The sequence below is a fragment of the Candidatus Anoxymicrobium japonicum genome, from assembly GCA_002843005.1.
GTDB lineage: Bacteria > Actinomycetota > Geothermincolia > Fen-727 > Anoxymicrobiaceae > Anoxymicrobium > Anoxymicrobium japonicum.
The window spans coordinates 1-11099 of record PHEX01000054.1 but is presented as its reverse complement, the minus strand read 5'-3'; the positions used below and the strand labels follow the sequence as shown (position 1 = coordinate 11099).

Genomic DNA, 11099 nt, shown 5'->3' with positions numbered 1-11099 from the left:
ACAGACAGGAATGTCTGTGCTTTGCGATGAGTAGGGGTCAGGCACCGTCTACCGCTGCGCGGTAGACGGTGCCTGACCCCAGGTTGGTTGCGGTAGACGTAGCGGTAGACGGCGCCTGACCTGACCTGACCTGACCTGACCGAAATGTGTGAAACAGAATGGAGGTGTAGCGTGGACATAATCTCTATGGTAGAGCAGTGGAAGGGACAGGAGATCGTGGCGTTTTGTGGTTCTATCAAATACAGGGGGACTCTCGAAAACGTCATAGACGGCAAGTTTTTCGTTCTCTCCAGGGTTGCGATAATGAACCCGGCAGCGGGCGAGACCGCCGAGTATGAGACCTGTATTCTCAACGCAGACCAGGTCTCAGGGCTTGCCAATAAAGAAATTGTCGGGCGTGGCGAAGAGGTTTGAGACGCGTGCTTGAAAGAGCGGGAGGTTCGCGATGAATAGAGCAAAGACCATAATAGCGATCACTTGTGTCATGTCGTTGTTGCTGATCGCTTCAGCGGTGATCATTACACTCTCAGGCTGTGGAGGGTCGAGCACTGTTGAGCAGGCCGTTGAGCAGGTTCCAAAGATTAAGGAGAAAGCGTCAAGCGAAGTACGGACGCTGAACCTTCAGATGATCGACTCCGCGATCCAGGCGTATTACACGGAGAACGGCAACTGGCCGACAGATATCAACCAGCTCAGCGGATCCTTCATGAGAGGAATCCCAAAGGATCCCGCGGGCGGGACTTACTGTATCGTTATGCAGAACGGCGAGGCCAAAGCGGCAGTCAGGTAAGTTGGATTCCTTGAGATTTTTTTCTTAAGATTCTTTCGCGAAGTTCAGCTTCAGGTTTGAGAGCGTGTCTTTCAAAGGGTTTAGATTCTTTTCGGGAACACGGCCCTCGAGGGTTTTCACAAGCGCGTCCAGGCAATCTATCGCGAGACGCGCCTGATCCATATCCTTGAACTTCTCGTTGACTTCATGAGGAAGGCCGATCCGCTTGTACGCCAGGCTCGACAACGAGATCATCATATCGAGGGCGATATCCGCGACGGTGATCTTTTCCATCATCTCTTCGATCTGCTTGCGGATTTCCTCCTCGTCGGGTTTCTTGTCCTTGTCATCGGCGCTCGCCTCACTCGCCGGCTTCTCGCCGCCAGGTGTCCAGAGTTTGCTTGTTTTCGCATTGCGTCCCGGCGATGGGGCGCTGTTCTCGTCGCGTGGCTTTTCCATCAAATCACCTCTTAATGCGGGTTGGCTCAATACTTTCAATATAGCACAAGGAGGAAACTGATGCCGCCGGTTCTCTTTGTCGCCTGTCATGGTATCCTTGCGCAATGCAAAAAGGGGTCTGACCTCTTTTTGCATAAAGGTAATCGCAGGTGAATGATAGAGAGGAGTTAGAGATGCCGCTATCGGAGATCGAGGTAACCAGAGGGATTCTCGAGGGCTTCAGCAGAGATTTTCTCTCCTCGTTGCAATCAGATGTGGCGATCGCGGGCGCGGGGCCGTCAGGCATGGTCTGCGCGTACTACCTTGCCCGGGAAGGCCTGAAGGTGAGCGTGTTCGAGCGAAACCTGCACGTTGGTGGCGGCATGTGGGGTGGCGGCATGCTTTTCCCGCGCATCATTATTCAGGAGGCCGCCCGTGAGATAGTGGAGGAGTTCGGAGTCCGCCTGAAACCGTTCAAGGAAGGGTATTTCGTCGGTGACTCGGTTGAAACCGTGTCAAAAGTCACCGCGGCGGCGATTGACGCCGGCGTCCGCGTGTGGGTCGGCGTGTCGGTCGAGGATGTTTTGATAAGAGAAGAGAATCGTCTCGCCGGTGTCGTGCTCAACTGGCGGGCGGTGGAGCTCGCGAATCTTCACGTCGATCCGCTGGCTGTGGAGGCGAAGGTTGTCGTGGACGCGACCGGGCACGAAGCTGGTGTAGTGCGCACCGTTGCGCGAAAGATTCCCGGTTGCAGGCTCAATACCGACACGGGAGGCGTAATCGGAGAGATGCCGATGTGGGCACAGGTCGGCGAAGAACTCATAGTCGGGAATACTCGCGAAGTTTATGCGAACTTGCTGGTCACGGGGATGGCGGCGAACGCGGTTTACGGGGCGCCACGCATGGGCGCGATCTTCGGGGGCATGTTCCTCTCTGGATATAAGTGCGCTCACCTGGCCGCAGATATTGTCAGGAAAGCGTGACTGACCAGATGAAGCTGTTGACGCCGACGAACAGCATCGCCAGGCGTCCCGACTGGATGGAGATGATGAGGCTCGTGGTCATCACCGCTTGCGAGAACGATCTCGGGCGAAAGCACCTTGACGTCGCGGTGGCGGCCGTGCACGCCGGGTGCCGCGCGATACAGTTGCGGGACAAAGATATTTCGGATCGCGCGTTCACTGAGACGGCCCTGAGAATCCAGGCCCTCTGTCGCGAGTCCGGCGCGCTGTTCTTCGTGAACGATCGCGCGCCCATCGCCGCCGCGCTTGGGTGCGCGGTTCACCTGGGGTTTGACGACATGGACGTGGCGCGGGCCCGCGAGATGCTTGGGCCGGAGACGATTATCGGCTACTCACCCGAGAACGCGCCGGATGCGGCCGCGGCGGTTGATTCCGGGGCGGATTACATGGGGGTTGGCCCCGTTTTTGTTACGCCTACCAAGTCTGACGCGGGTGAACCTCTTGGCGTAGAGGGGCTGTCTTCCGTTTGTGATGACAGTATCGCGCCTGTCATTGCCGTAGGCGGCATCAATGCCCAAAACGCGGCGGCGGTGGCCGGGGCGGGCGCCAGAGGGATCGCGGTCGTTACGGCGGTGTCACGCGCGCGGGACATGTCGGTTGCGGTCAAAGATCTCATGCGGGCGTTTGAATCAGGCGTGAAAGGCTAAAAGAAAATGGTGGAGAGATTGACTCTGTTAGAGAGATTGAAGCGAGGGGATATCCCGCGGGCGCTGGAGCTCGCGGCCGCGGGAGAGCCGCTAGAGGTGGAGGAGATAGCCCGCGGGGTGATTCAGGGGATGGTTGTTTTTCCGCTGAACGGGTTGCGGGCGCTTTCGATGCCGTGCGCGATCGGTGCCGGATTGCGCACCAAGGTCAACGCGAACATCGGGACCTCGAAAGACAGGGCGGAAATCGGCTTCGAGATGGCAAAACTCGAAACGGCTGTTGACACGGGCGCCGACACTGTTATGGATCTCTCCACAGGAGGAGACATCGATGAGGTGAGGCGCAAAGTCATCGAAGCGTCGCGGGTTCCCGTGGGCACCGTGCCCATATACCAGGCCGCCATCGAGTCCAAAGAGAAGCACGGCAGCATCGTGGCGATGACACCAGACGAGATGTTTGAGGCGATCGAGCGCCACGCGGCCGATGGGGTGGATTTTGTGACGGTTCACTGCGGGGTGACATTAAAAGCGTTGTCGTGCCTCGAGGCTACAGAACGGATCGCGGACATCGTGAGCCGGGGAGGCGCGTTCCTCTCAGGGTGGATGATCCATAACGAGCGCGAAAACCCGCTCTATGAGGATTTCGACAGATTGCTCGACATAGCGCGAAAGTATGAGATGACACTCAGCCTCGGAGACGGCTTCCGCCCCGGGGCGGTAGCGGACGCCACGGACAGCGCGCAGATACAGGAGCTTATTACGCTCGGAGAGCTGGTGGCGCGGTGCCGCGAAGCGGGAGTGCAGGCCATGGTCGAGGGGCCGGGGCACGTTCCGATATCGCAGATCGTGGAGAACGTCAGGATCGCCAAGGAGATCACGAGGGACGCGCCTTTCTACGTGCTCGGGCCGCTGGTGACCGATGTGGCGCCGGGCTACGACCACATAGTGGCGGGCATAGGGGGGGCACTGGCCGCGTCGGCTGGCGCGGATTTCCTGTGTTACGTGACCCCGCGCGAGCACCTTGGGCTTCCCGACGTCGATGACGTGCGGGAGGGCACGATCGTCACACGGATCGCCGCCCACGCGGGCGATCTGGCAAAGAACCCCGAATACTTTATGACATGGGACAACGAGATGTCCGGCGCTCGCAAGGCGCTCGAGTGGGACAAGCAGGTCGCCCTCGCGATAGATCCGAAGCGGGCGGGAACGGTGCTGGCGCAGTGCAGGGTCGAGGAGCACGAAGGTTGCGCCATGTGCGGCGAGTTTTGCGCCATGAAGTTTGTGGCGGAGTACCTGGGCTAAACCGGAAGGCGGCAAATGGCGGACACACCATTGTCCGAAAGCGCGGCGATAGCGGTTATCCGCGAGATGCTCTCCGCCCCGGCGCCTGCCCTCGAGGTCGGCGTCGGTGACGACGCGGCGGTTTTTCACTTCGCGGGCGGCAGCATCATCCTCACGGTCGATTCCATCTACGAAGGCATCCATTTCACGCTTGACACCTGCGGCCTTGCCGACATCGGGTGGAAAGCGATGGCGGCCAGCGTAAGCGATATCGCGGCAATGGGTGGGCAGCCTTTGTGCGCGCTGATGTCGGTCGCCTTCGGGGCGCCGCCGACAGAGGATGAGGTGCGTGCCCTGCTGGGCGGCGCGCTCGAGATGTCAGGCTCATGCAACTGTTCCATCATCGGTGGGGATATTTGCAGGTCGTCCTCCGGGCTCGGAGTGTCGGTGACGGTAGCCGGTACGCCTCACGCTTACGGGCCGGTGCTGCGTTCCGGCGCGCGAGAAGGCGACATCATAGGCGTGACCGGTACACTCGGCGACTCGGCGGGAGGCCTTTACGTCTTGAAATCGGGTCACCCGGATCTGCGCGCAAAGTTTCCAGCCCTTGTCGATGCCCACCTGCGACCCGAGTCCAGGATACCGGCCGGCGAGATCCTGGCGTCCTGCGGAGCGAGCGCGATGGAGGACGTAAGCGACGGGCTTGCGGCCGATCTCGTCCACATCTGTCAGGAGAGCGACGTCGGTTGTGAGATATACAGTGAAGCGATCCCGCTGAGCGGAGAGTTGAGAGCGCTTGCCAATGAAGCCCGCTGTGATCCGCTTCAGTGGGCGCTCGCCGGGGGAGAGGATTATGAACTCGTGTTTACAGCTCCGGAAGAACGGTTCTCCAAAGCGCTCTCGTCGCTGGCGGAGCGCGAAGCGCCGGCCACGCGGATCGGCGTTGTCGCCCACGCGTCAAAAGGGACGCGGCTCATCGCGCCCGACGGGCGCGCGGAAAGCCTGGAGGGGCTCGGGTATGACCACTTTCTCAAATGAAGACAGCGGCGATGATCCGCGAAAGCCGCAGCCGGGACTTCGCACGGCGCTCTCCGTGGCCGGTCTCGATCCGTCTGGCGGCGCGGGGATTGTCGCGGACGTGAGGACGTTTGACGCGCTCGGCGTTTACCCGATGGCGGTAGCGGCGACCCTCACATTTCAGAGCACGCTCGGGGTCAAGGGACGCTTCGACGTCCCTGTCGGCGTCGTGCGCGGGCAACTCGAAGAGCTCTTCGCGGACGGTATCCCCAACGCGATCAAGACGGGCGCGCTGGGGAGCGCCGCCGTCGTGAAGGCTGTGGGCGCTTTCTTCGAGAAGGAGTACTCCGGCCCACTGGTAGTAGATCCTGTCGTGGTTGGCGGATCTGGCGGGTGCCTGCTCGACGAGGACGGGATGGACGCTATCGCCAGGCATCTTCTGCCGCGCTCGTCGCTTGTGACCCCGAACGCTCTCGAGGCGGAGAGTCTGTGCGGCTTCGCGGTCTCTGACGTCAAGGACGCGTGGGCGGCCGCCATGAGGCTTGTGGCGATGGGCGCGCGCTCAGCGTTGATCACAGGCCTAAAGATTGTCGAGAAAGGAGAGGCGCTGGCGGCCGATGTCTTCTACGATGGCGAAGATATTGACGTCTGCGTCTCGAACTGGATCGAGGGTCTGAAAGTTCACGGCACCGGCTGTTTGCTCTCGGCGGCGATAACGGCACACCTGGCAAAAGGGATGGCGTTGAAGGACGCGGTGACCGAGGCTCGATCGTTTACCATGGCCGGGATACAACGCGCGGTTTCCCCCGGAAAAGGAGTCTCCTGCGCAAACCCCTCGATAAACGCATAATAGGGTCAAATCAAACCAAATTATGCGTTTTGCAACAGATAAATGGGAGCGCCCATAAAAACGCATAATTTGGTTTGACCCCATTATGCGTTTTTACGCTTTCTGGATATTGCCTCTTTTTAGACACCTGGAACAGACACGCGCGTTGCGCGGGCTGCCGTTGACAACGATGCGCATTTTGTGGACGTTGGGAGTCCAGCGCTTTTTTGTTTTTTTATGCGAATGGCTCACGTTAAAGCCGAAATGAGGTTTCTTTCCGCATATGTCACACACGTTTGACACGTTTTCACATCCTTCGTTCAATAAAAAGTGATAATAACACAATCGTGCCAGATGGCAAAAACATGAGCCCTGCCATCAGCGCGCCAGCTTGACCACAACTTTTCTGGCGTCCGGTGGCACTTCCAGACTTCGCGCATGCGGCTCGACCTTTACCGATCGACCGTCAACCTTGCATGAGGTGATCTCGAACGGCACGTTCAGCTCGATAGCCGCTGGCGGCCGCTCGAACGAGCCCGGCAGGTTGAAAGTCGCGGCGAGGTTCGCGCAATTGACCGAGTAGGAGACCTCCCCAAAGAAAGTCGCCGCGTTCTTGACTTCTATGATGTTGCCCGGCGCGAACCACTCAGGCTTCGAGAGTTTTAAAATAGCCAGCCTGTCGCCTTCCTCCATGAGCATCACGTTACGCAGGAAGTTTATGAACTCGCACACCGCCCACCCGTGGTGGCCGTCCCCGAAGGCGCCTCCGCCCGTCAGCGGGTTGATCGCCTCGGGAAAGGTGTAAGTCGGGGTCGCCATCGACATGAGCGACTCGAAAATCGTAAACGCGTAACGGTCGCGGCTTTTCAGGAGGCACTGCGCTATGTGAAGCGAGAGGTAGGCGTTCAGCCCGCAATGCGCGATGCCGTGATAGAAGGTGTCCCGGTAGAAGCACCTGTCGATGATTTCGCGGAGCGTGTTGGCCATTCTCTCCTCTTGAGGCGTCATCAGGTTGAGAGGATAGATGGCCGAAATGACGCCGATGCTGCCCGAGTCGATGTCTCGCCCTGGAGCAGTCGGCAGCACCTTGCGCCCGAGCCGTTTTTCAACGGCCGCCCAGGAAGCCTCCAGCGCCCGCCACATCTCGTCGGCGATCTCGTCGGCGAAGATCGCGTCGCTCTTGAAACCGAGTTCGCGCGCCGCGAAGGCGACCTCCCTCAGGCCGCATATCGTCCACAGATCATCCCAGTAATAAACGTCGATCATGCCGAAATGCTCGGCGCTTATGCCGGATGGAAGGAGACCGCGTCTCGGGTCGTCGGTGGGCAGGTTCAATTGCCTCGTTTCTTTGATCCAGCCCGCGCCACGCATGAGCGACGGGTACATGTCCTTCAGGAAACTACTGTCGCCCGTCATGCGGTAGTGGTTGATGAGCGTGTACATCGCCTGTCCGTTCGAGTCCCACTCTCCCGATTGAGAGCAAAAGAACCCGTCGGCTGCTTGCTTCTCCGGGTAAGTTCGCAGGATGTCGCAGGCCATGTCGGCGTGGCCTATGCGCTCGAGAGCGGGGATGAGGTAAGCGGCGTCGCGGAACCACATCATGTGATAGGTCGAGACGCCAGGGGTAATAGAGCGGCCATCGAACAACAGCAAGAGGAACGCCTTGTTTACGTCGAACGCTTTCTGGTACGTCTCGTCGGGAACGTTGATGCTCATCCCTTTAGAGATGAGCTCCGCCCAGTTCGCGTGTTGCTCCTCGAGGGCTTTTTCGACAATGTTTCCTGAGTCGCGCTCCGGAAGCATTCTATTGAAAGGCGGGTGCGTCTCCGCGCTCAGGGGACACGCGAAGCATATCTTGACGCTCTCGCCGCCCGACAGGTCGAGGTCGAAAATGGCCGCCCCGGTTGAAAGGCCGATTGGTTCGGCAACAGAGGTTGTTCCCTCGCTGAGGCGTTCGCGCGCGCTGTCGCGCAGTTGCTGCGCAACGTCTCCGTGCTCAAAATCCGAAAGCATGATCGCGGATGGCTTCTGCCCGAGATAGACGAAGACGTTGCCGTTCGCGGTAAACGTCCTTGCCCCGGCATCGTAGGAAAGCTCGTTGATGGCGCAGATCGACTCCGGGTTGTACGGGCGTACCGAGACGACGAGCGAAGCCCGGACGGCATCCGCCCCAGGGTTTGAGACAGTGGCGCTCGTGAGCGTCACAGGGATGCCCGCGAGCGGCGAGACAAACGTCGTGATAACGCACTCGAGCCCAAAAGCCTCGAACGTCGTGCGGACCACGGGTATTCCGCCCTCGAGTTCCTGCTTCACCCCGTCTGTCTCAGATGGGCAGGCGACCTGGTCGCCAACTCTTACCCACACATCCACCGACGGCGCGAACGGCCATGGCGTCACAAGCCCGCGCGGATCCACGACGGCTTCATTTGGGAACCCGCTCAACCCGACGCCGGTCCAGTTGCGGTGGGTAATGTTGCATTCGAGAAAAGAGTGTCCGTTGGGGATAAACGATTGCGAGGATGGAAGGCTTTGTTGCGCGAGCCAGTAAGGGAGCACCCACCCCTGCATCTGTTGTTGCGCGAACGGGGTCAACAGGAAGCCCGACCACATGTCCGCGATCAGCGCCAGGAATTCCCTGGGAGTGTCGCCTGCGCTTCCGTCCATGCCCAGGAGTTTTATGAACGATTTCATGTTTCGTACGGCGCTTTTTTGAATCCCGAACTTTTTTGTGACACGTTCAATCGCCGCTTCAACGATCATAGATTTCACCCGGCCCGCGAAGCCGATCTGCTTTTCTTCAACGCTCATGCTTCCTCCCGATTTTGGGTTTCTTCCGTGAATACACGGCGCCCGCGATAGTTCCGATGTCAAACGCCGGACAATGTATTATACAGGTAGACACGTGTTTCACGAGATGCGAGACGAAAATATGCCAGAGGAGCAGGCGCCAAAATCGAACAGTGCGACCTCCGGTGGAAGCAAACGCCCTGTGCCGCCGAATGTCGAGGCGCTCAACCGCTTTGCCGCCCCTGTGACAGCGCTGGCCGGAGTCGGTCCCGCCGTCTCCCGCAGGCTGGCGCCGCTCGGCATCACGACAATCGCGGACTTGTTGTACCATCTCCCGAGGCGATACCTGGACCGATCAAGCGTGACACCGATCCGCGAAGTGAAAATCGGTGAGGATGTCACGGTCGTGGGACGCGTATGTGACTCTGAGAGCCGCACTACCCGCTCTCGCAAGAAAATGCTGGTGGTCACACTGTTCGACGGCACGGGGTATATATCAGGCGTCTGGTTCAACCAGGATTACCACAAGGATCACCTGAAAGAAGGATCGCTGGTGGCGTTCTCCGGCAAGGCTTCTTTTATGTCCAGGATGTTGCAAATCACGAACCCGTCATTTGACGTGCTTGGCACGCGGGAGTCGGACGCCCGTGTCGAAGGGTTGCACACGGGAAGGATCATTCCGCTCTATCCGGCGACCGCCGGCGTCACATCGGCCGGATTGCGCAAGTTGATAAGCCGCGCGCTCGAGGCGGTGAAAGGAATGGCGGATCCGATCCCGCCTGAAGTCGCAGGGAAGTTCGGCCTGTCGGGACTCGAGGGCGCGCTTTGCGAGATCCACTTTCCGGGCAGCGCCGAATCGCTAAAAAAGGCGCGACACAGGCTTGCCTTCGACGAGATATTTACCATGCAGGTGGGGCTGGCGTTGATCAAAAAGCGGCGCGAACGGGAGGCGCGCGGCGTGCGGCATGGAGGCGCCGGGAAACTCGCGGATCAGTTCCTCGAGAGCCTGCCTTTCGAGCTGACCGGTTCGCAAAGGAGCGCGTGGTTGGAGATCGCGCGTGACATGGGCGCTCAGGTCCAGATGAACAGGCTGCTGCACGGCGAGGTCGGGTCGGGGAAGACGGTGGTAGCGGTGCTCGCGCTCCTATTGGCGGTCGAAAGCGGCTACCAGGGCGCGGTAATGGCCCCGACCGAGATACTGGCCCATCAGCATTACCGGCGCATAGGCGAGATGCTCGATGAACTGCCGGTGAGAATGCGTCTGCTGACAGGCGCCCCAAAGCGCGAGGCGCTCTCGGCTATCGAATCCGGCGAGGTGGATATCGTCATCGGCACCCACGCGCTCGTTTCCGAGCGGGTCGCGTTTGAGAAACTGGGCCTTGCGATTATCGACGAGCAGCATCGCTTTGGCCTGGCGCAACGCGTGCAACTGGCGCGAAAGGGAAACGATCCCGACATCCTTCACATGTCCGCGACACCGATTCCGCGAACGCTGTCGCTTACGCTTTTCGGAGATCTGGAGGTTAGCATAATCGACGAACTTCCCTCAGGCCGCAAAGGTGTCGTAACTCACGTGGCCGGAAAAGATGAGCGCAAAGGCATCTTTGCCATGGTGGGCAGGGAAATCGCGAAACGCCGCCAGGTGTTTGTGGTGTGCCCTATCATCGAGGAGTCGAAAAAGCTCGAAGCCCGCGCCGCCGCCGATGAGGCCCGGCGATTGAAGAAAGAGTTTCCCGACGCGCGGGTGGAGCTCGTACACGGCCAGATGAAGGGACAAGAGAAGCGCTCGATCATGGAGCGCTTTGCCGCGGGGGATATAGATATACTCATCTCGACCGTCATGATCGAAGTCGGCGTGGACGTCCCGAACGCCACGGTTATGATAGTGGAAAACGCCGATCGCTTCGGGCTCGCCCAGCTTCACCAGCTTCGAGGGCGCATCGGGCGTGGCAAGGAGCGCGCGATCTGCGTGTTTTTCGCGGATCCGACAACAGACGATGGAAAAGCGCGAATGGAAGCCATCAAGAGATACGACGATGGCTTCGCGCTCGCGGAGACCGATCTGGAGATCAGGGGGGAGGGGACGCTTTTCGGAACGCGGCAATCCGGTTTGCCCGATCTCAAGGCGGTACGGCTTTCACGCAACTTTGACCTTATACGCAAGGCCCGCGTGGAAGCGTTCCGTCTCGTTGATGCCGATCCGACCCTGGCAAAACCCGGAAACGTCCTGCTGCGCTGGGAGACAAATCGCCGTTTTGGAGGCGCCCTCGGCTGGCTTTTCCACGCTTAACTTTGGGAGCAGTCCCACATGG

11 protein-coding genes are annotated in these 11099 nt (G+C 59.6%); 8 read left to right on the top strand and 3 right to left on the bottom strand.

Annotated features, from left to right (window positions below; genetic code table 11):
- Positions 1 to 171: 171 nt before the first annotated feature.
- Together CVT63_06190 and CVT63_06185 are read left to right on the top strand one after the other, a co-directional pair.
- On the top strand, positions 172 to 414 hold the full coding sequence (locus CVT63_06190; protein PKQ27790.1) for a hypothetical protein: 243 nt from the start codon (positions 172 to 174) through the stop codon (positions 412 to 414).
- A gap of 31 nt (positions 415 to 445) precedes the next feature.
- Positions 446 to 790 carry a hypothetical protein gene (locus CVT63_06185; GenBank protein PKQ27789.1) on the top strand — a complete coding sequence of 115 codons (345 nt, stop codon included), beginning with the start codon at positions 446 to 448 and terminating at the stop codon, positions 788 to 790.
- Positions 791 to 814: 24 nt separating this feature from the next.
- On the opposite strand, the gene CVT63_06180 is transcribed toward CVT63_06185, so the two are convergent.
- Complete coding sequence (locus CVT63_06180; GenBank protein PKQ27788.1) at positions 815 to 1363, bottom strand: hypothetical protein; 549 nt, start codon at positions 1361 to 1363, stop codon at positions 815 to 817.
- Positions 1364 to 1401: 38 nt separating this feature from the next.
- On the opposite strand from CVT63_06180, the gene CVT63_06175 reads away from it, so the two are divergent.
- From CVT63_06175 to thiD, 5 genes are read left to right on the top strand one after another with little or no spacing between them, the layout of a single operon-like run.
- A complete protein-coding gene (locus CVT63_06175; protein PKQ27787.1) occupies positions 1402 to 2190 on the top strand; it encodes a ribose 1,5-bisphosphate isomerase in 789 nt (262 codons plus the stop codon).
- Positions 2187 to 2876 (top strand): thiamine phosphate synthase, encoded by a 690-nt coding sequence (thiE, locus tag CVT63_06170; GenBank protein PKQ27786.1) that lies wholly within the window; start codon positions 2187 to 2189, stop codon positions 2874 to 2876. Before CVT63_06175 ends, thiE begins: the two co-directional genes overlap by 4 nt.
- A gap of 6 nt (positions 2877 to 2882) precedes the next feature.
- Positions 2883 to 4175, top strand: a complete 1293-nt coding sequence (locus tag CVT63_06165) for a phosphomethylpyrimidine synthase (protein ID PKQ27785.1) — start codon at positions 2883 to 2885, stop codon at positions 4173 to 4175.
- Between the two features lie 15 nt (positions 4176 to 4190).
- Positions 4191 to 5192, top strand: a complete 1002-nt coding sequence (gene thiL, locus CVT63_06160) for a thiamine-phosphate kinase (GenBank protein PKQ27784.1) — start codon at positions 4191 to 4193, stop codon at positions 5190 to 5192.
- Positions 5173 to 6021, top strand: a complete 849-nt coding sequence (gene thiD / locus CVT63_06155) for a bifunctional hydroxymethylpyrimidine kinase/phosphomethylpyrimidine kinase (GenBank protein PKQ27783.1) — start codon at positions 5173 to 5175, stop codon at positions 6019 to 6021. Before thiL ends, thiD begins: the two co-directional genes overlap by 20 nt.
- Positions 6022 to 6114: 93 nt before the next feature.
- Here thiD and rpmB read toward each other — a convergent pair whose 3' ends face one another.
- Entirely contained in the window at positions 6115 to 6303 is a 189-nt protein-coding gene (rpmB, locus tag CVT63_06150) for a 50S ribosomal protein L28 (GenBank protein ID PKQ27791.1), read from the bottom strand.
- A gap of 75 nt (positions 6304 to 6378) precedes the next feature.
- Positions 6379 to 8808: a hypothetical protein gene (locus CVT63_06145; GenBank protein ID PKQ27782.1), complete on the bottom strand. Its 2430-nt coding sequence runs from the start codon at positions 8806 to 8808 to the stop codon at positions 6379 to 6381.
- 73 nt (positions 8809 to 8881) lie between these two features.
- On the opposite strand from CVT63_06145, the gene CVT63_06140 reads away from it, so the two are divergent.
- The gene (locus CVT63_06140; protein PKQ27781.1) at positions 8882 to 11077 is read left to right on the top strand and encodes a DNA helicase RecG; all 2196 of its coding nucleotides are present in this window, start codon (positions 8882 to 8884) and stop codon (positions 11075 to 11077) included.
- Positions 11078 to 11099: the final 22 nt, after the last annotated feature.

Coding starts and splice junctions, on each gene's coding strand:
- CVT63_06185 (PKQ27789.1), top strand. CDS start 446: ATGAATAGAGCAAAGACCATAATAGCGATCACTTGTGTCATGTCGTTG.
- CVT63_06180 (PKQ27788.1), bottom strand. CDS start 1,363: ATGCAAAAAGAGGTCAGACCCCTTTTTGCATTGCGCAAGGATACCATG.
- CVT63_06175 (PKQ27787.1), top strand. CDS start 1,402: ATGCCGCTATCGGAGATCGAGGTAACCAGAGGGATTCTCGAGGGCTTC.
- CVT63_06165 (PKQ27785.1), top strand. CDS start 2,883: ATGGTGGAGAGATTGACTCTGTTAGAGAGATTGAAGCGAGGGGATATC.
- thiL (PKQ27784.1), top strand. CDS start 4,191: ATGGCGGACACACCATTGTCCGAAAGCGCGGCGATAGCGGTTATCCGC.
- thiD (PKQ27783.1), top strand. CDS start 5,173: ATGACCACTTTCTCAAATGAAGACAGCGGCGATGATCCGCGAAAGCCG.
- CVT63_06145 (PKQ27782.1), bottom strand. CDS start 8,808: ATGAGCGTTGAAGAAAAGCAGATCGGCTTCGCGGGCCGGGTGAAATCT.
- CVT63_06140 (PKQ27781.1), top strand. CDS start 8,882: ATGTATTATACAGGTAGACACGTGTTTCACGAGATGCGAGACGAAAAT.